Origin of the sequence: Proteus vulgaris, from assembly GCF_023100685.1 — a bacterium.
In the GTDB taxonomy this organism is placed as follows: Bacteria; Pseudomonadota; Gammaproteobacteria; order Enterobacterales; family Enterobacteriaceae; genus Proteus.
In genome coordinates, this window is record NZ_CP090064.1 from 1,847,699 (window position 1) to 1,868,738 (window position 21,040).

The 21,040-nt window shown below is 42.0% G+C and carries 31 protein-coding genes; all 31 read left to right on the top strand.

Translation table 11 applies throughout. The features are described from left to right. Positions 1–17 precede the first annotated feature (17 nt). The 31 genes from LW139_RS09070 to LW139_RS09210 all read left to right on the top strand — a co-directional run bounded on the left by LW139_RS09070 (position 18) and on the right by LW139_RS09210 (position 21,037). Complete coding sequence (locus LW139_RS09070) at positions 18–350, top strand: HNH endonuclease (RefSeq protein WP_247851205.1); 333 nt, start codon at positions 18–20, stop codon at positions 348–350. Positions 351–393: 43 nt separating this feature from the next. After that, positions 394–546 carry a hypothetical protein gene (locus LW139_RS20735; RefSeq protein WP_432652205.1) on the top strand — a complete coding sequence of 51 codons (153 nt, stop codon included), beginning with the start codon at positions 394–396 and terminating at the stop codon, positions 544–546. Continuing rightward, positions 503–946, top strand: coding sequence for a recombination protein NinB (locus LW139_RS09075; RefSeq protein ID WP_247850863.1), 444 nt, complete (start codon positions 503–505; stop codon positions 944–946). The genes LW139_RS20735 and LW139_RS09075 overlap by 44 nt, the downstream gene beginning before the upstream one ends. Positions 947–948: 2 nt before the next feature. Further along, complete coding sequence (locus LW139_RS09080) at positions 949–1,347, top strand: hypothetical protein (protein WP_247850864.1); 399 nt, start codon at positions 949–951, stop codon at positions 1,345–1,347. A gap of 92 nt (positions 1,348–1,439) precedes the next feature. Next, entirely contained in the window at positions 1,440–2,036 is a 597-nt protein-coding gene (locus LW139_RS09085; RefSeq protein ID WP_247850866.1) for a recombination protein NinG, read from the top strand. 198 nt (positions 2,037–2,234) lie between these two features. After that, positions 2,235–3,074: an antitermination protein gene (locus LW139_RS09090; RefSeq protein WP_247850867.1), complete on the top strand. Its 840-nt coding sequence runs from the start codon at positions 2,235–2,237 to the stop codon at positions 3,072–3,074. A gap of 553 nt (positions 3,075–3,627) precedes the next feature. Further along, positions 3,628–3,945 carry a phage holin, lambda family gene (locus tag LW139_RS09095; RefSeq protein WP_109409565.1) on the top strand — a complete coding sequence of 106 codons (318 nt, stop codon included), beginning with the start codon at positions 3,628–3,630 and terminating at the stop codon, positions 3,943–3,945. Further along, positions 3,938–4,330 carry a M15 family metallopeptidase gene (locus tag LW139_RS09100; protein WP_215941846.1) on the top strand — a complete coding sequence of 131 codons (393 nt, stop codon included), beginning with the start codon at positions 3,938–3,940 and terminating at the stop codon, positions 4,328–4,330. Before LW139_RS09095 ends, LW139_RS09100 begins: the two co-directional genes overlap by 8 nt. After that, positions 4,327–4,704: a DUF2570 domain-containing protein gene (locus tag LW139_RS09105; RefSeq protein WP_247850869.1), complete on the top strand. Its 378-nt coding sequence runs from the start codon at positions 4,327–4,329 to the stop codon at positions 4,702–4,704. Before LW139_RS09100 ends, LW139_RS09105 begins: the two co-directional genes overlap by 4 nt. Further along, the gene (lysC, locus tag LW139_RS20740) at positions 4,619–4,849 is read left to right on the top strand and encodes an Rz1-like lysis system protein LysC (protein ID WP_432652206.1); all 231 of its coding nucleotides are present in this window, start codon (positions 4,619–4,621) and stop codon (positions 4,847–4,849) included. The genes LW139_RS09105 and lysC overlap by 86 nt, the downstream gene beginning before the upstream one ends. Next, a complete protein-coding gene (locus tag LW139_RS09110; RefSeq protein ID WP_196572648.1) occupies positions 4,846–5,010 on the top strand; it encodes a hypothetical protein in 165 nt (54 codons plus the stop codon). The genes lysC and LW139_RS09110 overlap by 4 nt, the downstream gene beginning before the upstream one ends. 315 nt (positions 5,011–5,325) lie before the next feature. Then, positions 5,326–6,015, top strand: coding sequence for a Rha family transcriptional regulator (locus LW139_RS09115; protein WP_247851093.1), 690 nt, complete (start codon positions 5,326–5,328; stop codon positions 6,013–6,015). Between the two features lie 10 nt (positions 6,016–6,025). Then, complete coding sequence (locus tag LW139_RS09120) at positions 6,026–6,259, top strand: hypothetical protein (protein ID WP_247851094.1); 234 nt, start codon at positions 6,026–6,028, stop codon at positions 6,257–6,259. A gap of 30 nt (positions 6,260–6,289) precedes the next feature. After that, positions 6,290–6,505 carry a hypothetical protein gene (locus LW139_RS09125; protein WP_247851095.1) on the top strand — a complete coding sequence of 72 codons (216 nt, stop codon included), beginning with the start codon at positions 6,290–6,292 and terminating at the stop codon, positions 6,503–6,505. Further along, positions 6,484–6,669, top strand: a complete 186-nt coding sequence (locus LW139_RS09130; protein ID WP_063073743.1) for a hypothetical protein — start codon at positions 6,484–6,486, stop codon at positions 6,667–6,669. The genes LW139_RS09125 and LW139_RS09130 overlap by 22 nt, the downstream gene beginning before the upstream one ends. A 146-nt stretch (positions 6,670–6,815) precedes the next feature. Further along, positions 6,816–7,256, top strand: a complete 441-nt coding sequence (locus LW139_RS09135; protein WP_247851096.1) for a ubiquitin carboxyl-hydrolase — start codon at positions 6,816–6,818, stop codon at positions 7,254–7,256. Beyond that, positions 7,237–8,481 (top strand): PBSX family phage terminase large subunit, encoded by a 1,245-nt coding sequence (locus LW139_RS09140; protein ID WP_247851097.1) that lies wholly within the window; start codon positions 7,237–7,239, stop codon positions 8,479–8,481. Before LW139_RS09135 ends, LW139_RS09140 begins: the two co-directional genes overlap by 20 nt. After that, positions 8,481–9,836, top strand: coding sequence for an anti-CBASS protein Acb1 family protein (locus LW139_RS09145; protein WP_247851098.1), 1,356 nt, complete (start codon positions 8,481–8,483; stop codon positions 9,834–9,836). The genes LW139_RS09140 and LW139_RS09145 overlap by 1 nt, the downstream gene beginning before the upstream one ends. Then, on the top strand, positions 9,787–10,716 hold the full coding sequence (locus tag LW139_RS09150; RefSeq protein WP_247851099.1) for a phage head morphogenesis protein: 930 nt from the start codon (positions 9,787–9,789) through the stop codon (positions 10,714–10,716). Before LW139_RS09145 ends, LW139_RS09150 begins: the two co-directional genes overlap by 50 nt. Before the next feature lie 3 nt (positions 10,717–10,719). Then, entirely contained in the window at positions 10,720–11,997 is a 1,278-nt protein-coding gene (locus LW139_RS09155; protein ID WP_247851100.1) for a hypothetical protein, read from the top strand. Further along, entirely contained in the window at positions 11,997–12,434 is a 438-nt protein-coding gene (locus tag LW139_RS09160) for a phage cement protein (RefSeq protein WP_072063054.1), read from the top strand. The genes LW139_RS09155 and LW139_RS09160 overlap by 1 nt, the downstream gene beginning before the upstream one ends. 16 nt (positions 12,435–12,450) lie before the next feature. After that, positions 12,451–13,569: a major capsid protein gene (locus LW139_RS09165; protein WP_247851101.1), complete on the top strand. Its 1,119-nt coding sequence runs from the start codon at positions 12,451–12,453 to the stop codon at positions 13,567–13,569. A gap of 10 nt (positions 13,570–13,579) precedes the next feature. After that, positions 13,580–13,837, top strand: coding sequence for a hypothetical protein (locus LW139_RS09170; RefSeq protein ID WP_247851102.1), 258 nt, complete (start codon positions 13,580–13,582; stop codon positions 13,835–13,837). A 56-nt stretch (positions 13,838–13,893) separates the two neighbouring features. Further along, on the top strand, positions 13,894–14,292 hold the full coding sequence (locus LW139_RS09175) for a DUF7370 family protein (RefSeq protein WP_247851103.1): 399 nt from the start codon (positions 13,894–13,896) through the stop codon (positions 14,290–14,292). Continuing rightward, positions 14,292–14,630 (top strand): hypothetical protein, encoded by a 339-nt coding sequence (locus LW139_RS09180; protein ID WP_247851104.1) that lies wholly within the window; start codon positions 14,292–14,294, stop codon positions 14,628–14,630. Before LW139_RS09175 ends, LW139_RS09180 begins: the two co-directional genes overlap by 1 nt. A 1-nt stretch (position 14,631) precedes the next feature. After that, the gene (locus LW139_RS09185; protein ID WP_247851105.1) at positions 14,632–15,000 is read left to right on the top strand and encodes an HK97 gp10 family phage protein; all 369 of its coding nucleotides are present in this window, start codon (positions 14,632–14,634) and stop codon (positions 14,998–15,000) included. Beyond that, positions 14,997–15,365, top strand: a complete 369-nt coding sequence (locus LW139_RS09190; protein WP_247851106.1) for a phage tail termination protein — start codon at positions 14,997–14,999, stop codon at positions 15,363–15,365. Before LW139_RS09185 ends, LW139_RS09190 begins: the two co-directional genes overlap by 4 nt. Positions 15,366–15,429: 64 nt before the next feature. Further along, positions 15,430–16,185 (top strand): Ig-like domain-containing protein, encoded by a 756-nt coding sequence (locus LW139_RS09195; protein WP_247851107.1) that lies wholly within the window; start codon positions 15,430–15,432, stop codon positions 16,183–16,185. A gap of 49 nt (positions 16,186–16,234) precedes the next feature. Then, entirely contained in the window at positions 16,235–16,927 is a 693-nt protein-coding gene (locus LW139_RS09200) for a DUF6246 family protein (RefSeq protein WP_247851108.1), read from the top strand. A 69-nt stretch (positions 16,928–16,996) separates the two neighbouring features. After that, on the top strand, positions 16,997–17,494 hold the full coding sequence (locus tag LW139_RS09205; protein WP_247851109.1) for a hypothetical protein: 498 nt from the start codon (positions 16,997–16,999) through the stop codon (positions 17,492–17,494). Between the two features lie 63 nt (positions 17,495–17,557). After that, positions 17,558–21,037 carry a tape measure protein gene (locus LW139_RS09210; RefSeq protein ID WP_247851110.1) on the top strand — a complete coding sequence of 1,160 codons (3,480 nt, stop codon included), beginning with the start codon at positions 17,558–17,560 and terminating at the stop codon, positions 21,035–21,037. The last annotated feature ends 3 nt before the right edge of the window (positions 21,038–21,040 follow it).

Sequence of the window (21,040 nt, forward strand, 5' to 3'; positions counted from 1 at the left end):
AGCGTGAAAAGTTACGGATGCTATTTGGTGGGCGGTGCGAGTATTGCGGTTGTGAGTTACCAGAAAAAGGGTGGCATGCGGATCATATAGAGCCAGTTCTACGCGGGCCTGATTTTATTGTTGATAATGATAAATCGGAAAACGTCGTTCCAGCGTGTGCGCCGTGTAATTTATTCAAGAAAACATATTCGATTGAGGATTTTAGACACGAGATTAAACAGCAAGCAGATAGAGCTAGATTGTATTCAGTTAATTTCAGAACAGCGGAGCGGTTTGGGTTGATTGAATTAGTCGATAGGCCCGTAGTTTTCTGGTTTGAGCAGTATCAGCAGGAGGTTAGTAGTGGGTGAACTAAAACCTTGCCACCACTGCAGATCAGAAAAACTAGAGGTCATGCAGGTATTCTGCAACTCCTTTGTTCAATGTAAGCACTGTGGCGCAAGAGGCCCTATTGCTGAAAATATGGAATTAGCGGTCAAGTGTTGGAATGCACGAGGTAATTATGGAGAACTTCTGTCTACACGAATCAACGAAAAAGCTATTTGATAACAACGTAATCGAACTACTTAAATCCCACCAAAAACTCAGTGTCACAATCAAGCCATACAAGCCCAAAAGAAGCCTTTCTCAAAACTCATTAAGCCATGTTTGGTACAAAGAAATTAGCGACTACTTGATTAAGTCAGGTCGTGAGTTCTGTACTGAATCGTGGGTGAAGGAAAGTTTAAAGGCCACTTACTTGGGGTTTGAGGCAACTGAATACACCGATGTGTTAACAGGCGAAAAAACGCAACGAGAGACACTTAAGCGCACTTCAAAATTAGATAAAGGGGAAATGCATCACTTCTTACAGAGAGTTGAGGCATGGGCTTCGCAGTTCGGTTTGATACTAACTACTCCAGAAGATAGCGAGTATATGAAATTGAAAAGGGAACAGGATGAATAATTATGGCTAGAGATAACTTTCCAATAGAAAACGCAATCACAATTATCAAATCCGTAAGGCATTTAGAGTTATTTGACACCAAAACAGCTCTCTTAATGACAGGTTTAACGATCAACCAATGTCGAGAAACAATCATGCATCTCAAAAAGATAGGAGCAATAAGAAAGTCTGATAAAAGTGCGTGGAAGTTTGTCGTTTGTGATAACGCGATACAGTTAATCAAATCATATGCTGGCGATAGAGAAGAGGTAAAAATAGTTAGACAGAAGGCGAGAGAGTTTAAAACTCGGCCCATGAAGTTTGTGAAAAAGGCAAACACGGCAGGCATGGGTAATCCGATGTTGATGAAAATAGACTCGTTACTCAAAGGAGTCCGTAATGAACTGCATGTCATGCAATAGACAGCTAACAGATGAGGAAATTTACGTGTGTGATGAGTGCGTAAATGAAAATCCACATCTTGAGGTGATGGAAATAGTGAAAGGAGAGGGAGATGCAGAAGCTAAGGCGACGGCGCTGTAAAATATGCCGAGAATGGTTTCACCCTAAATATGACAATATTGAATGGTGTTGCCCAGAACATGGATTTGAATTATCCAAACAACGAAGAAATAAAGACAGAGAAAAAGCGATAGCAAAACTTAAAAAGGAGCAAAGAGAAAAGGAAGTTAAAGCAAAAGATAAACTCAAAGTCCGCAAGTTAGCAGTAAAACCCCTCTCATATTTCATCAAACAAGCACAGACCGCATTCAACGCATACATCCGTGAAAGAGATAAAGACCTCCCGTGTATCAGTTGTGGTCGTTTTCACGAAGGTCAGTATCACGCAGGACATTATAGAACGACAAGAGCAATGCCAGAGTTGCGTTTTGATGAAGATAACGTCCATAAACAATGCGCCCCATGTAATAACCATCTATCGGGAAATATCGAAAATTACACGCCTCGACTAATAGAAAAAATTGGTCAAGAGCGTTTCGATCGCCTAATGAGTTCTCATGAGTTGCCAAAGTGGAAGCGCGAGGATTATGAGCGGATACGTGATCACTATCGAGCAAAGTTGAAGGAGCTGAAAGATGAGGAGCGATAAATACAAAAGCCTACTAGTTGCTATTACTGTGGCAAGACGGTTATCCAGAGAGTCACTAAAAAGGCAAAGTTTTAGCGTGGTTCAGCTACCTATGGGCATCTTATCAGTATTGGTTACTAGCGATGCAAAGCGTAGGAAGAAATCTATTGTCTACTCAGTAAGTGGCGATGGTCATCACACAGTATTACCGGAGGCGAGATGAGACTTGCAGATTTACCAAAATATTTTTCACCAAAAAGCATTATGTTTAGTGACTCTCCATCTGCAACAGCGACTGATAATCTAACAATCACTGATGTAATGGCCTCGCTTGGTTTGGCGACCTCTAAAGCGAGAATGGGGATTGAGTTGTTTTTGGCGAAACAAGGGATCAATCAACCAACTGAAGCAGTGGAGAGTATTCATCAATATGCAATAACTCAGGCTCACAAATATAGTGCTATTGGAAAGCTTAGTGAGAATGATAGAGGAACACTTCTGCAAATACTCGCAAATTATGCATTTCAGGATTATGCAAGAAGCGCAGCCAGTAAAAAGGCATGCCCTGATTGTGACGGTGGATTTATTGAGGTAGAGGTATTCACCACTAAACAGCACACCCACTTTGCAGCTAAAGAAATTATTAAATTCAACAAGAAGATGGGAGTGAAAATAACTCCATCTGACTATTCAAAATACAGGGAGATTAGAGAAAAAACTAAGGTGATTTGCAAAACCTGCAATGGGAAAGGGGAGGTGAGTCACTCGTGCCGATGTAATGGCAGGGGTGAAACTTTGGATAAGGTGGAAACAAAAAAACAAGGAATTCCAGTTTTTAAAACTTGCCCTAAGTGTTCAGGTCGTGGCTATTCAAGATTGCCGGCAGAAGATGTTAGGCGAGAGATATGCTCACAATTGTTTGAACTGCCAGAAACAACCTGGCGTAGAAACTTTAAACCATTCTACGAGATGTTGATTCAGGAGTGCTTTAAGGAAGAGGCTAATGCAGAAAAAGTTCTACAAAATGTAACAAAAAGAGAAAATGAATATATAAATTAGCTTGTGAGTAGAAATAAGTTGATCTTTTGGCGGAGATGGGCTATCGTGATTCTAACGATGAGTTATTGCCATTTCGTTAACGTTAAAAGAATTCAAGACCTCGCTTCGGCGGGGTTTTTTGTTATCTGGAGTTTGTATGTATGACGAATTCGAAGGGTTCTAAATATCCAACTAGGGCTGACTTGGCTAAAGCTAAACCCTACGCCGAGCGCGATAAATTGTCAGAAGAAGAGCGCAAAGAAAGGAGTCGGAAGTTTAATGATTCTCTATTTTTCGGCAATGGGTATCTCAAACTTTAATTCCCCCGAATTCGAGGGTGTTACCTTCATTGATGAGGGTAACATAGTTTAAGTTATTGATATTTATCCAGAGTGCTTATTTGCATTGTGGTAATCCAACCATCCGGAATTACCGGATAGTTCACATTCAGAAGATCGCTTAGGCGGTCTTTTTTCGTATATGCCGACCACAGAATCAATCACAACACCTCACATTCACACAAGAGCTGTGAGTCGGCGTTCTATTAACTAATTCCTCCAAATAGGGGGTGAGTATGAATCATATGAAAGAAAACCCCGATTTATGGGCTCAAATGCTTAACCTCATCGTTATGAATAAAGAACAGGGAATTAGTGCAATTCTAGCTGGCTCAATGGCAGTTCTTCGAGGTCGATACAATGGCGGTGGATGGGGCAAGACTCTTATTGACGGCTTGATGTGTGCATTCTTCGCTTGGTTTGTAAAAGACCTATTAACTCTTCTTGGTATTAATCACGAGTTGGCATATCTAGCTAGCGTGTTTATTGGGTATGTCGGTGTTGATGCGTTAAGTAAAATTATTAAAGGCAGGGCGGGGGTGAAAAGTGAGTAAGTTTAGATTAAGCAGACGTAGCGAAGAAAACCTCCGTGGCGTTCATCCTGATTTGGTTAAGGTAGTACATCGAGCATTAGAAATTACCGATATTGATTTTATGGTGATTGAAGGTAAGCGTAACGAAGCCCGTCAACGACAATTAGTTGCAAGTGGTAAAAGTCAAACAATGAATAGTCGCCACTTAACTGGCCACGCTGTTGATTGTGCTCCTCTGGTAAATAACCAGATCCCATGGAACGATTGGTCATACTTTAAAAAAGTCGCTGATGCCATGATGCAAGCGGCGAAAGAGTTCGGCGTCGATATCGAATGGGGCGGTAACTGGAAAACATTTAAAGATGGCCCTCATTTCCAATTAACCCATAAGACATATCCAGCATGAACACGCTAACTAAGGTATTGGCTGGACTACTGGCAATATCCGCATTCTGGCTATGGTGGGTAACAGATGATTACGACAAATTAAGTAAAGATTACAGCGCAGCAACCAATCAGCTATCTCGTCAGCAAGCCATTACAGAAAACGCCAACCGCACATTCAGGATTATCAATAATGTCTCATCGACTAATAGCGAAAAGCGGAATAGGTCAGCCGTGGATTCTGAAAAAGTTAAAACGGTTATCAAAACTGTTCTTATCAATAATGATTGCGCCAATACTGCTATTCCTAATGACGCTCTTATCAGGATGCACGACTATTCAGAAAGAATACGTGCCAGTGGAACATATAGCGATACCGGCACACCTAACCGCTGATTGTCTATTGCCATACATACCCGAACAAATGACATGGGGAGAATCCTTAATGTTAAATATCTCCCTGTTATCGGTTATTGAGCAATGTAACTCAGACAAGAAAGCAATACGGGAAATTGAACAACAACGACAGGTGATGAAATGAATCAAAAAAATGAATCTGAATTTGACGCAGTAGTTAAACCAATAATGAAGTATCTTGCAGAAAACTATCATCCTCACGTTAAGGTTGTGGTAGATAGCTCCACCGCAGAACTCGTTGAGGTTCATAACTCAATTTCTACAGATGAATTTATCAAAGATTAATAACGAGCCTCGCAATAGCGGGGTTTTTTAATGGCTTCTTCGCAAATAAGTGAGGTGGTCCATATCTTGCTGACGGGTAAGCCGTAAGTGACCAAAGTAACGTAGTGATACGTGATGATGGTTGCGAATAGTCATAATGATTTACTCCATTCTTCGCTAATAGATATATAGCGTACAAATTTAGTGTCACGCCCGACACACATAAACCAAAGAACCTTTCAGGATGAGCCTTGAGGATAATCAGCAGTGGTCTGGTTAACCCTCTTTGGGCTGGTTACTCCTGGGCGCAAGGTTCATCTCTAAAAGGAACTAACTATGAAACACTTAATCAAGAAATCAGGTAATCAACCAGTAGTAACAACTGACGTCATCGCTAATGAGTTTGGAAGAGATCACTTCCGAGTGATGAATAGTATTGAATCGTTAATTGCATCTCAACATTTAGGAGCCTCCGATTTCAGAGCCTCCTCTTATGTTACTAAACAGAAAAAAGAACTCCCTTGTTATGAACTAACTGAGCGCGGGTTTCTGATCGCGATGCCATTTATTGGTGGGGAGAAAGCAAGGGATGGGCAAGTTAGACTAGTTGATAGTTTTATTCAGTTCCGTGAAAAAGCAGCGAAAGAGGCTAAAGTTCAAATAGAGCGCAACATTGCTCGAATGGAATATAAGCCAATGACCGATGCTGTGAAAGAAAGCAAGATCCAAGAAGGTAAAGAACCGGCTCATTATCATTTCAGTAATGAAGCTGACTTAATTAATCGCATAGTGCTTGGTGTATCGTCTGCAAAATTCAGAAAAGACAATGACATTGGCAAAACCGACCCAATTCGTGATTATCTTTCACATCAGCAAATCCATGCAATAACCGAACTACAAAGAGCTAACACAGTGTTTATCTCGATGGGGTGGGATTTTAAGCAACGGAAAGAATCACTAAAAGGTCTGTTCAATAAAAACCATAAGCAACCATTGCTCGATGAGATGCATAGATTGGCGGCATGAGGATATCACTATGAAAATAAAAAAAACTGGACTAACAACAGGTCAATCTTTTGCAATATTAGCCATATTTATGGTTGTAGCTCTATCAATAAGTTTCTTCTTGTCATGGTGCTTGCTACATATTTGGAACTGGTTTGTTGATTCAGCAGGATTCGACTTGGCAATAAACATCAACTGGGGAACTGTAGTTGGATTGTCGGTAATTCTATGGGTTCTTAAGTCGATATTTGGCAAGAAAGAATAGGCCCTAGTGGCCTTTTTTATTGGGTGGGATATGAAAAATTACAACATAGACGCCAAGACCATAGGTGCTGTAACGAAGGTAGATATAACCGATGGTAACTTGAAGGCTTGTTTGTGTCAGGCTGGAAATGTTAGAAAAATCATCGTTACTGGTCGTGGAAACGTTCGTCAAATCAAAACTATTGCTAAGGCATTTCATGATGTATTGAAAGAAGGCTCGAATTCATGTCAGAAAAATATCACGTAATAGCAACTAAGAAAGACGGTACAACCTACGAAGGCATGATGACGACTAAAGAGCCTCGTGTAACTAATGGGTTAATCGGTATCGCATCACTCGATGGCTCATGGGTATACATTTCACCTGATGAAATTAGTGATATTAAATATGTGCCAGTGGTTGAACAGTAAATATTATTCATTTTAGAAAATTCTACAAATGTCATTCTTTGAGTGGCATTGATAGAGTTTTATATAGGTTTATATCCTCAATAATGTCATTGATTGACGGAGATATATAAACGAAACCAGTTAATTATTCCAAAAGAGGCTGATTAATGGCGACTGAAAAGAAAATGGGTCGCCCTTCTGATTACTTACCAGAGGTGGCGGACGATGTATGCGCTCTAATTGCCGATGGTGAAAGTTTGCGTTCTGTATGCAAGCGACCAGGAATGCCAAACACAACTAAAGTCATGCGTTGGTTACGAGAATATCCTGACTTTCGTGAACAGTACGCGAAAGCAATGGAATCAAGAGCTGATGCCGTGTTTGAAGAGTTGTTTGATATTGCTGATGATGTAACAGAAGAACCAGCGGCAGTTGCTAAGGCAAGGTTAAGGATAGATACCAGAAAGTGGGCTTTAGCAAGAATGAGCCCTAAAAAGTATGGCGATAAAGTAACTCAGGATATTGATTTAAAATCATCTGACGGTTCGATGACGCCGACTAAAATAGTTTTAGTTGCTGGAGGTAACAATGACGGTAGCAAGGATTGAAATACCGCCTAAATTAATTCCAGTTTTCAGTGGTAATTACCGATATCGAGGCTCAAAGGGTGGGCGAGGATCAGGGAAAACGAGAACATTCGCCAAGATGACCGCTGTTCGCGGGGTAATGTTTGCAGAGTCTGGAGTGGAGGGTGTAATTCTCTGCGGTCGTGAATATATGAACTCACTTTCCGATTCTTCGATGGAAGAAGTTAAGCAGGCTATCCGCTCAGAGCCGTGGCTAGATAATTACTACGAAATTGGTGATAACTTCATTCGAGCCAAGAATCGCAAAGTCTGGTATGTATTCTCTGGCTTGCGTCATAACTTAGACAGCATCAAATCTAAGGCAAGAATACTGATAGCTTGGATTGATGAAGCTGAATCAGTATCTGAAATAGCATGGTCAAAGCTGATCCCGACTGTTCGTGAGGAAGGTTCTGAAATATGGGTAACATGGAACCCTGAGCGTGACGGTAGCGCCACTGATAAGCGTTTCTGTAAAAGCCCACCAGATAACTCAATGATTGTTGAAATGAATTATGACGATAATCCGTGGTTTCCGTCAGTGCTTGAAGAGGAACGTTTGAGCGATCAATCACGCTTAGATCCAAACACTTACGCATGGATATGGGAAGGGGCTTATCTTGAAAACTCCGATAAGCAGGTATTGGCGAATAAATACGTCGTTCAAGCATTCCCTGATGACTTATGGCAAAAAGCAGACAGATTGCTATTCGGCGCTGACTTCGGTTTTGCAAAAGACCCAAATACATTACTACGTCAGTTCATTTTAAACGACTGCTTGCACATCGAGTATGAGGCATACGGAATAGGTGTTGAGCTTGACCACATGCCAGCGTTTTACGACAAGATACCTGAATCTCGTAAGTGGCCGATTAAAGCAGACTCCGCACGACCCGAAACAATCAGTTACCTAAAACGCCAAGGCTTCAATATATCCGCAGCTAAAAAATGGCAGGGTAGCGTAGAAGATGGCATTACACATCTACGCGGATTCAAGCAAATAATCATTCATCCTCGCTGTAAAGAAACAGCAAAAGAAGCCCGTCTCTACTCATACAAAACAGACCGTATCACTGGCGAGGTTCTTCCCGTTATTGAGGATAAGAATAACCACTGTTGGGATGCGTCTAGGTATGGGCTGGATGGGTATATCACACAAAAATCAAACGCAGGCCTATTGGTTCCAAAACGATTACTGAGGCGATAATGCAAGAAAACATGAAACTAGCCGTCAATCACATGGTGAGTGATGCGATAGCTCGTGCCCGTATGGCTTTGGTTAATCCAACCATGGGGCTTGATGCGAAGCGATCATCAGCTTGGTGTGAGTACGGATTCAAACAAGATTTAACCTTTGAGGATTTATATAAGCTATTTCGCCGTGGTGGTATTGCCTTTGGTGGAGTAACGAAACTCGTAGGTAATTGCTGGAAAACATCACCTCAAGTAATTGAAGGTGACAAAGCAGATAAATACAAGAAAGAAACAACTTGGGAAGCTTCATTTAAAAAGTACGTGAATAAACGTATTTGGAAAGCGTTCAAAGAAGCAGACCAGAAGCGACTTGTCGGTCGCTATGCGGGTTTAATTCTTCATATCAATGATAGTGGAAAGTGGCATGAGCCTGTCACGAAATCAAAGCTACTAAAGAAAGCAACGCCAGCATGGGCGAACGCAATTAAGCCCACTGATTGGGTGACGGATATTAACTCTACTAATTACGGCCAGCCAAGTATGTGGCAGTACACGGAGACGCTGCCAAATGGCGGGACTAGAAATATCAATATTCATCCGGATAGGATTTTCATTCTCGGTGACTATTCAGTTGACGCCATCGGTTTCCTTGAGCCTGCCTATAACGCATTTGTAAGCCTTGAAAAGGTTGAGGGGGGCTCTGGTGAGTCATTCCTTAAAAACGCAGCGAGACAGCTAAATATCAACTACGAAAAGGAAGCTAGCCTTGATGAAATGGCAAGTATGTATGGTGTTGACATTGCTGGATTGCAGGAAATTTATAATGAAGTAGCAAGAGAAATTAACGCAGGTAATGACTCAGTTCTTGTTACGAAGGGTGCGAGCGTCAGCCCTATGGTTACTGCTGTATCTGATCCGACGCCAACCTATATGGTTAACCTCCAAACAGCATCAGCTGCAATGGATATCCCATCAAAAATACTTGTCGGCATGCAAACAGGTGAGAGAGCCAGTACAGAAGATCAGAAGTATTTCAACGCACGATGCCAATCACGCAGAGAAAGCGAGCTCTCATTTGAGATAGAAGATTTCATTGAACATCTAATTAATATCAAGGTGCTAGAACCTATCGGTGAGAAAGCGGTTATTTGGGATGATTTAAACGAACAGTCATCAATAGATAAGCTCGACAGCGCTGAGAAGATGAGCCGAATTAATCAAACATCACTCGCCACTAGTGAGCCAGTGTTTAGTGTCGAAGAAATTAGGACGGCGGCTGGCTATGAAAATGATAGTGAAGAGCCATTAGGTGAAACTGATGAAGATACAGAAGATAAGGACAGCGATAAGACCCGGAACGAAAGCTGATCCAACATCAGTCGATAAGCTAGAGCGTGGCGCAATGAGAGAGTTTGCGAAACGTATTCGAAGAATATCAAAAGGCTATATTCAGCTTCTTAATAGAATTCCCTCAGAGCCAGTAGTCAATAGGAAATACCAATTCGATTTAGACCCTAACTATCTATCAATACTGTTGAGAGATGGTGAGCTAATGGTTGATGAGGTGCTTTTGAATGGCGGTGAGTTCGGGAACTTTCTTTTTCTGGATTATGGCAGTATAGCATACGAAAGAGGAACAGCGCAGCAGTACGCAAATCTAACTCAGCAATCCACTATCTATGCAGCCACCCAACAAAGTATTGCAACGATACTGATGAGCGAACCATACCAGTTAAGAATGGCCCTAGTTCGCGCTCGTGTATTTGAGGAGGTGAAAGGTCTGTCCGGTCAGGTTAAAGCTGACATGGCTCGGATTCTTACTGACGGGATCGCGAGAGGGCTAAATCCTCGCGAAGTAGCGAGAAACCTAACTAATCAAGCTGGTATTGAAGCTCGTCGAGCTAATCGAATAGCAAGAACAGAGATAACGAGCGCATTACGCAGGGCGCGATTAGATGAAGCGGACGAAGCTAAGGAGATGCTTAACCTTGAAACTCGTGAAATTCATATCTCCGCGCTGAGCCCAACAACAAGGCCTAATCACGCAGCCAGGCATGGGAAAATGTTTACGTCTGATGAACAACGTGATTGGTGGGCTCGTGATGCCAATTCAATTAACTGTAAATGCTCAACTGTAACCGTTCTTGTTGATAAAGACGGCAAGCCTTACAACAAGACTCTCACCAATAAACTGTTAGAGGAAAAAGAGGCTATGAAAGAACGTGGTTATCAATGGGCGGAGGAGTAACTGATGCCAATTCAAGTAAACGTCACGACAAAAGTTAATAGCGCATCTATTCGGCGTGAAACATACAACGGTCGTGAACACATTATTATCCCAAGTTACACGCTACCAGCAAACGTCATTATGAATGGCGAGTTTTACCCAGAGTCAGAGATACAAGCCAACTATCAAAGTATGGAAGGAACAATCGCTCCGTTAGGTCACCCAACTGTGGATGGCCATTTTGTTTCTGCATTTTCTCCAGAAGGACTTAACCAAGGTTTTGTAGGTGCATGGAATAGGAACGTAAGCCTAAAAGGTAATCGTGTTTATTCAGAAAAATGGGTTGATGTTGAAAAAGCTATGGAGTCATCTGGCGGTCAGAGACTCATGGATAAACTGGTAGCTTTGGAGAAAGGCGAGTCGTCAGATCCTATCTGGTCAAGCGTGGCAGTATTCAGGGAGCGCACAGAAGCACCGAAAGAACTGCAAGAGCAGGGCGCTCAATGGGTGGTGAAAATACACTCTATTGATCATGATGCAATTTTGTTAGATGAGCCACCTGCTGCGGGGCCAGATAAAGGCGTCGGCTTAATGGTTAACGCAGACCAAGCCGTTTCACTAAAACCAAACTCTGGTGCTCTTATTGGCGAATCTTACAGAGAAAAAGAGAACAGAATTGAACAAGCAGTGAAAGATAAATTCGTTCTTGCCAAGGATGATTACGCTTGGGTTGCTGATTTCACAGACTCGCAACTCGTAATTATTAAAAATGGTGGTAAGGCCGAGGTATTTGGCTATACGGACGAAGGCGGAAAGATACTAATCGATGACTCTGGAACTCAGGTGGCTAGACAGGAGTCATGGGTAGTTATTGCTGCCAATAAATTTAAATCATTATTCAGTAAACCGCAGGCAAGCCCTGCAATCAATAACAGCACGGAGGGCGATATGCCTTTAACTCAAGAAGAAAAGAAAGAACTCGTAGGTGATATCACTCAGGCATTGGCTGCAAACTTCGCTGAGCAACTAAAGCCAATTAACGAAAAGGTTGATGCGTTACAGGTTAACCACACAAAGTTGGAAGAATCATTAACCGCAAACCAACGCGCAGAAGAAACCGAAATGCGTAAAGCAGTTGCCGAAAAATACGGTGAAGTAGTTGCAAACTCATTGCAAGGTCAGGCGCTGATCGACATGCATAAACAAATTGGTGACGCAGCAAGTTTGGCTGGAAACTCAGGCGCTCAACAAGAGCAAACTGGCGCACCAGATCCAGCAGCATACTTTGGAGGTGCTAAATAATGGCTACTAGTCGCTATCGCCGTGTAAACCTTGACGGTAAATCAATCACGGAAACTCGTGCAGCAAAAGCAGTTACGTTGCCGGGAACTTTTGTTGTTATTAACGCAGACAATGAGTTTGCTCAAGCCACTGCATTATCCGGTCGCATTTATGTAGCTAATCCAGCATATCACCAAGGGTTGTCTATTCGTGATGGCGTTCCTGTTGGTGATTCTCTGGTTGGTGAGTATGTAGAAGAAGGTCGAGAGTTGGCTGTATTAGTTCCTGCGGGTACTTATAAAAAAGACTCTCCGATCAAGCTTGGCGCGAGTGGTAAAGGCGCTCTTGCATCCGCTGATACGGAATCAGTAATTGGCTACTCTCAGGATGAAGTAACGCTAAAAGCTGATGATTTCATTCGTGTTCGATTTCGTGTTGGCACTGTAGCTGCTGCGTAATTAAAAGGAAAAAACTATGTATTTTAATGCTGAAACTTTAGCAACTAACAGTCATATTCGAGATCACTGGAATCATGTTTGGGCTATTCGAAATATGCATAACGCTCAACAAAATCAAATGATGCAAGCGAATCAGCGATTCATGACTAATGAGATGTTAGTGGCAAACCAAGCGTTTATGGCTGCTAATCAGTTAGGTGGATTTTCTACAACATTTTGGGCTGAATTAGATAATCAAGTTATCCAACTGCGCAATCAAACTGATGGCATGGAAATCTTAGATGATTTAATAAGCGTTCAAACCGTATTGCCAATTGGTAAGACGCTAAAAATGTATAACATGGTCGGTGATATTTCTGACGATGTGGCTGTAAGTATTGATGGGCAGGCACCATTTTCATTCGACCATACTAGTTACGATTCAGATGGAGATCCAATCCCTATTTATACGTCTGGGTTTGGCGTTAACTGGCGCCACAGTGAAGGCCTCAAAACCGTTGGCTTGGACTTGGTTTTGGATTCTCATATGGCAAAACAGCGTAAGCACAATAAAAGATTGGTTAGCTCTGCGTTAGATGGTGATGCGTCAATTTCTGTTGATGGTAAGAAAATGCAGGGCATTCGAAACCACAGGAACACTGTAAAAATCGACTTAAAAACAGCATCTCCTAGCGGTGGCTCGGTTGACTTACGCACAGCAACAAAAGAGCAGTTAATTGAATTCTTTGGTGCGAGTGGTGCATTTGGAAAGCAAGCTTCAGCAAACAAGGTGTCTGCTTATGACATTATGTGGGTTAGTGATGAGGTTTGGTCAAACCTGAATAAGCCTAATATGGTTTCGTTCGGAGGTGGTAACACAATCGTTAATGGCACCGTGCTTGGCGAGATTATGGCGTACATTCCTGTAAAAGAAATTCGCCGTTCATTCGCGCTTAAAGGAAATGAATTTATTGCATATGAGCGCAGAAAGGATGTTATTTCCCCTCTTGTTGGTATGCCAACAAATATTATCCCTCTTGAGCGTCGGCTACCAACGTCAAACTTTAACTTCATGTTAATGACGGCGCAAGGTATGCAAATCAAACGTGATGACGAACGCTTATCGGGCGTTATTTATGGCGGCGACCTGAGCTAAGGAGATAGTTATGGCTAAGTATGAAGTTATTATCCCTTGGTATGGCACAGCTAAGGGTCAGGTAGTTGAATTTGAAGAGCTGCATCCAGTGTTAAAGCCAAATGTGCGCTTGCTTTCAGATGAAGCCGCTGCGGCATTAACACCATCAGTTGAGCAGGCTAAAAAGCCAACCAAGAAAGATCTAATCGAAAAACTCACAGAGCTAGGCATTGAGTTTGATGAGAAAGCCAAGGTCGATGAGTTAATTGCTCTGCTTCCAGAAGAATAGCCGCGAAAGCGGTTTTTTTATGCCCTCGAAAGGGGGCTTTACTTTGTGAGGTAATCATGATCACAAAAGAGCAAGCCAAAGAGTACCTGACAGGGCAGGGAATAGAATTGCCTGATTTTATTCTCGATGCACTTATTGAACAGGTAGGCAGTATTCAAGAGTGTCTTGATAAACGCTATTCATCGGCAACCGCAATATTAATCCAGATGTATCTGCTTTCACTCATGGCGCTTGGTCAAGGAGATAAGTATATCAGCTCACAAACAGCACCTAACGGCGCATCACGCTCATTTCGATATCAATCGTTTGGTGATAGATGGAAGGCGGCCGCATCACTCTTGCGTAGTTTAGATAAGTATGGTTGTGCTAATGATTTAATACCAGCCGATCCGACTCAAACTGCTCATGCTGGCTTGTGGATAGCGAAAGGTGGCTGTATGTGCAGGGGGGCTTAATGAGTTCAGTTGCAAATTGGGCGTATACATCATGGGCTACTTTATGGAAAGCAAAGAAAGACAAAAACGGTAAGCCAGTATTCTCTGATCCGGTTCATTTTCTTTGTGGCTATGGTAGTGAACTGAAAGCCGGAAAGATTGATATAGGCTCTGAAATCACCATCAAACTGGTGTTCTGGACTGAGTATGCTGATGCGAAGAAAGGTGATTTTATCGCTATCGGCACGCACTCAGGTGATCCGCTATCTGCCGGTGCTGACGAAATCAAATTTATCAAACGTGATGAGGATTTATTCGAGCATATTGCAGATGACTACACTCTGATAACGGCGGTGTGATATGGCAACAAGAGTAAGAGGGATTTCTCAGGCTAACGCAAACCTTAGGGCGCTTGTTGGTGACATACAAGGCAAGAGAGTTATGAGAGCTATTCAGTCTGCTTTGCTGATTGGTAGCGCTCAGGCGGCTATATACACACCTATTGACACATCAACGCTTATCAACTCTCAATTCAGGGAAGTCACTGTTAACGGCACTCGCGTTACTGGTCGCGTTGGATATACAGCAAACTATGCGGTTTATGTTCATGATCCTAGAATCAAGCAAACCTTTAGGCGCTCAAGTGCTCGTAAAGAGTTCTTATCTCTTGGTTTTGAGGATGAGCGAAAGGCTATTGATGACGCAGTGAGACGGGAGCTTCAAATATGATACATGAGAAGTTTGAGCGCTACTTAAACAGAGGTAATTTACTCGATGGTTTCATTGTTCAAAGGTTTGCGTGGGACGAAGAAGAAGATACAAGACACCAGCAATATGCAGTTATTCAACCGGATGATAGTAGCGGTAGGTTTGCTGATTTGGGTGCTGATGATTTCGTGGCACTTATTCTTGTGTCTGCATGGAAAGACCCAGAACCAACAGTGATAAGAGCTAATGAAATTCTAAATTACGTTGCTAATAACTCGTTAGATTGCGAACTCAATTCAATCTACAACCTAGGTGGTCTACCAAGACCCATACCGACAGAAGAAGGTCGGTTTATCCTTAAACTTTCTTTCCGCTGTACATCTTAAATTAAATACATCTCAACAGGTCGCTTATGCGGCCTTTTTTATTTGCAAATAAAGAGGTTATAACATGGCACAATGCCCTGATGATAAAGGCCTAGTGATGGGTAACGCAGGTATTCTGCGCATTGCAAAAGGCTGTCCTGACCAAGTACCAGCACAAGATCAATTCCTGCGCTTAGGCGCACTAACAAGCAAGTCATTCGATTTCGGTATGGAGACAGTGACATCTAATGCTGATGACACTAAAGGCTTAACTGAATCAATTGTTACTGGCGCTGACTTTACCATTAGTTTCGATGGTGAATTAAAGAAAGCTGGTGTAACCGGTTCTACTTCCGCGTTTGATATTGCCAAAGAAATCCTTGATGAAATCAAAGCAAGTCGCCAACCAACATATTGGGTTCAACTTGATATGAAAGGCGATGGCTCTGATGTTGTTCAGGGCTATATGGCTTTCACATCTTGGTCAATGGAGTTTCCAACAAAAGAAATTTCCACTTATTCAGGTGAATTGAAAGCCTATGACTCAGACACCGTTGAGTGGTTGCAAGAAGAAGTTGTTGTTGAAAGTGTCGCGGTAGATCCAGCTACTCTGTCTGTAAAAGTGGGTGAAACTAAGACATTTACTGTCAAATTTACCCCAACTGATGCGACGAACAAAAACTACACCGCTGTAAGCGATAAGACAAACCTTGCAACAGTTACTCAGCTTGTGAATGTAGTCACTGTACGTGGTGTTGCCGAAGGCACTGCAAACGTTACTGTCACATCTGAAGATGGCAGTAAAACGGCAAAATGCGTGGTCACCGTTACCGCTGTTTAATATTACAAAGGGTGCTTTCTAGTGCCCTTGATAATATTCAGGAGGGATTATGACGCCTATTTTAGAAATCGGTGAGATGGTTATCTCTACTGATAAAAAGGATTACTTATTTAGACCATCGTTCATCAGTATGACAAGAATCGGTGAGCCTAAACAGATTGTGAGTGCGTATGGTCAATTAAATGGCACAGAGGTGCAAGATTTAATTACACGCGCCGTAATGAGTTACAGGGTAATTCCTGAATGGCTAATAAAGGCTATTACCAAGCCAACATACGGCCGCAATATCCTGCAAACTGCAATGATAGTGATGCAGGCGTGTTGTGATGATGATTGTTCTGAAATTATTGGTGAATGGAAATCAGGTAAACGAGGAATCGTCTATAAAAACGGCAAGATGCCAATTGATGACATTATCGTCATTGCCAAAGAGCTATTCACTCACGGAATTATCGGTAAAGCTAAGATCCGTAAACTTCAACGCAATGAAGGAAAAAACGAATTCTCAGATGAGTTTATGGCAATTGATTACATCAGCTCTGCTCGTGCCCACTTTGGCATGAACCGTGATGAAGCCGAGCAGTTAACCATGACTGAGTTTCAGATGATGCTCAAAGCTAAATATCCTGATGAGAAAGGATTCACTAAAGAAGAATACGACAACATCATTAAGCAAGATGATAAGCGTAATGATGAGTTGATCAATGGTAAGCGTCGATTAGTGAGCAGGAAACGTAAATGAGTTAGTTTGCTTTCTTTTGCATCACCATCTATATAACATAATAACAAATTAACTAACGAGGATGGTGTTGTGAGAAATGCGTTAATTATACTTTCATTTCTACTGCTGGCTGGCTGTGGTGATAAAGGCAATGAGAGCGCCTTTGGTATTAAATGGGATGAGAAAATATCAAACATTTCATTTGTTGATAAAGATAAATGCGAGTCAAAAGATGAGGTTACAAATTGTGAGGTTGGCTCAGTATCTCCATTTAATAAGTGGTCAAGAAGTAATGAATTAATATTTTTAAACGGCAGACTAGAATCAATAAAAGTCATAACCACAGCTAGCAATAATGATCCTAGCGATATGAATGAATTTAAAAACAATTTACTAAGTGAATTGGATTTTATAAGTAAATTTGGCGCAGGCATTGAAAAAATAGATGAAATAAAAGCTCAGTGCATTGATGGTAACTGCACTGAATATAGCCAATTAATTAAAACCCAAAAAGGTGATGTCAGTATTTGGGTCACAGTGCCACCAACAACTATCTATCCGGTAGCAGTTACAACTTATTCAAAATAGCTAACAGAAAGTTCAGTCCAACCCTGCCAATCGGCGGGGTTTTTTATTTTTGGAGATCATAAAATGGCTGATGTAGGTGAAATCGTTTATCAAGTTCAAATGGATGTCGGTCAATTACTTACATCTCAACGCCAATTAGAGCAACGCTTAAATCGCATGGATGATAGCTTCAACAGAACATCTAGAGCAGCGAATAACACTGAGCAGTCAATGTTATCTCTATCAAAAGTTGCTGGTGTTGTAGCTTCTGCATTGTCGGCTGGTGCGATCATTAACGCGGTAGATGAATGGGGGCAAATGGCTGCGCGTATTAAAATGGCACTCAATTCAGTTGAAGGTGACGTTGAGCGCTATGCAGAAATACAGCAACGATTCTTAGAGGTTAGTAACAGAAACGGTAAAGCTATTGAGACAACTCAAGAGTTATATGCTGGCTCTGCCACTTCAATGAAAGAGTTGGGTTATAACACAACTCAAACAGTTGACTACATTGAGTCTCTTTCTTCTGCATTCACAGCCAACGCAACTGGCGCACAACAAACCGAATCTGCAATGAATGCTCTTAATAGGGCTATGGTTATTGGTACATTGAAAGGCAACGATTGGCACTCCGTTTTAAATGCCACGCCATCAGTTGTTGCTGATATTGCTAAAGAATTATCTCGTTTGCGGGGTGGTGTAAAAGTCACTGAAAACGATGTTAAGAAAATGGCAATGCAGGGCGGTATCTCCATGAAGCTATTCGCTGATGCAATGATTAAGGCACGTGAAGAGAATAACGCTCTTGCTGACTCGATGGATAACACTATTGCTGATGGTTTTACTAAATTAACGAACTCAGCTAAAGCCTATTATGGCGAGATGAACCAGACTCTAGGAATTACCCGTTCTGTTTCTGCTGGATTCGCTGTATTAACGGACAATTTCGAAAAAGTATCAATGGTTGCAAATGTGGCATTGGCAATTCTTGGTGCGAGAATGGCAGGTGCTTTATATTCGACTATAAAAGCCAAGATCAGTGATGTATCGGCATCAATAAACCAAACAACAGCGACATTAAACGCAGCGAAAGCATCTGAATATGCAGCAACAACGGCAGTAAGAAAGGCTCAGGCTGACTTATCATCTGCAAGATCTGCCGTTGCTCTTGCGCAGGCTGAATATAATGTTGCAAAAGGAACATTGGCTGAGGCAACAGCGCTTGATAATTTAATCCTTAAAAAATCATTAGCTTCAAAAGCTGCGTTAACTCTCACTCAAGCAACTCAGGCACAAACTGCGGCAATGGCAAATTCTGCTACTGCTGCAAGGGCTGCGTCAGTATCAATGAACCTGTTTAAAGGCGCTCTTGGATTAGTTGGTGGGCCAGCAGGCGCTGCCATGTTAGCAGGTGCCGCAGTGTTGTATTTCTATCAGCAGGCAAAAGAAGCCAGAGAAAGTGCAATAAAATTAGCTGAAGGCGTTGATGAGCTGACAGCTAAAATGAAAGAAATGTCTAGAGTGCAAAAAGAAGCTGAAATGGCGGAGTTAAGAAAAGCCCTGCCTGAGTTAAACAATGAGCTTCTTAATGCAGTAATTGCACACTCAAAGGCAATTGGCGCAGTAAAGGATCTTGAGTCTCAAGTCGCAAAAGCCACTCCCGGAACTAGTAAATACACATCACTAACTAATCAATTAACCTCTGCGCAAGATGATCTGGCTATCGCGACAAATAACGCACAAAAGGCAACAAATGATTACAGTAGAGCAAAAAGCACAATATCTTTAATTCAGGCAGACCTAAATGGCACGCTGAAACAAGGCGCTGAGTTATTACAGCGTGAAGCATCAATACTTCCAAACGCAGCGGCTGGTTGGAACTCTTATGGATTTTCAATAGAAAGAGCAACTAAAGCAAAGGCAGCATTTAGCCTACTTAGACCGGAGTTAGATTATGGGGGCGAGGATGGTAACAAGTTACTTAAGCAAATGGAGCGTCGCCTTGAGTTATCTAAGCTAGAAGGGGCTGAAAAAGCAAAATTAAATGCATTGTATGCTGCCGAAGATGCTGGTGTCTTTGATAAAGAAGCAATAAAAAACCTACAAGATTTAGCTGCTAAGGAATATGAAAACACTGAGGCTAAAAAACAAGGAATAAAAACAGCAAAAGAGGCGGCTAGTGCAGCATTAAAAGAAGCCACGGAAGCTGAAAAGCTGAAACAGAAGATTGCTGATGTAGCAAATGCGACAGAAGTTGCTAAATTGGAAACAGAAGGACTTGCTCGCGAAGCCGCCATTCTTGAAGCCGTTCAAAAACTTGGTAGTAAAGCAACAGAGAAGCAGATTGAAAAAATAACAGAGTTGGCTGGGAAGGAATTTGATTTAAAACAGAAAATCCAAGATAGGAAGGATGCTTTCTCTCAAAATCCAGAAGCAAAGGCAAACCAAGAATATAAGTTATCTCTCGAGCAGCTTGAAAGGCAACTTAAAGGTAATTTGGTTACTGAGGAAGATTACCATAGAAGAAGAGTTGAGCTAGCTGGTGAGTATTCTAAAAAAACAGCTGAGGCAAATGCTCAGGCTTCAGTTTCTCCAATTGAAGATAATAGGGCTCAGTTCGACCCTGTTCAGCAATTGAAAAATGAGAACGCTAAAAAACTAGCACTCATGGATAAGTATTATGCTGATGAAATGGCAATCATTGACCAGGCGTATGCAAATCAACAGATCTCACACGAGCAATTTACGACAGCTAAACAAATCACTGACGCACAATACCTTCAGATAAGAACAGCACAGGAGCGTCAATTCAACGAACAGCAAACTGCTGCACAGTGGCAGATGTTAAGTCAGCAAAGCTTAGGTTTTGACATGCTTACATCTGCCGTTGACGCAATGTCTGGAAGCGCATCGAATGCCATTACTGGATTATTGACTGGTACCATGACTGCTGCCGATGCAATGAGATCACTAGGTAACACGATACTAAACAGTGTTGTTAATTCCATTGTTCAAACTGGCGTTGAAATGCTGAAGAATTTCATCATTGGTAAAACAATGGGCGCTGCCGCAGCTGCCGCGTCCATTGGTGAAGCCGCTATTGTCGCTTCTGCATGGGCTCCTGCCGCTGCGTTTGTTTCTCTAGCTACAATGGGGGCTAATGCCGCGCCAGCTAACGCAGGATTGATTGGAACTACTGGATTATCACAAACACTAGCAATTGCTGGCGCTCGTAAAAATGGTGGACCTGTTGATGCTGGTTCAATGTATCGAGTTGGTGAGGGTGGTAAGCCTGAGATATTCAAGGCTAACAACGGTCGCCAATACATGATCCCCGGTGATTCTGGAAAGGTTATTTCCAATAAAGATATGCAGGGTGGCGGTATGAATGTGAATGTTGTATTTAATGACTATTCATCTGGTGGCCACAAGTTTGATGCGCAGACATCACAAGATGGGAACACACTAACCATTCAGGCATTCATTATGGATATGGATAATAAAGGCCCTATGCTTCAATCCATCACAAGAAACACATCGGCAACAGCGAGAGCAAGAGGTTGATAT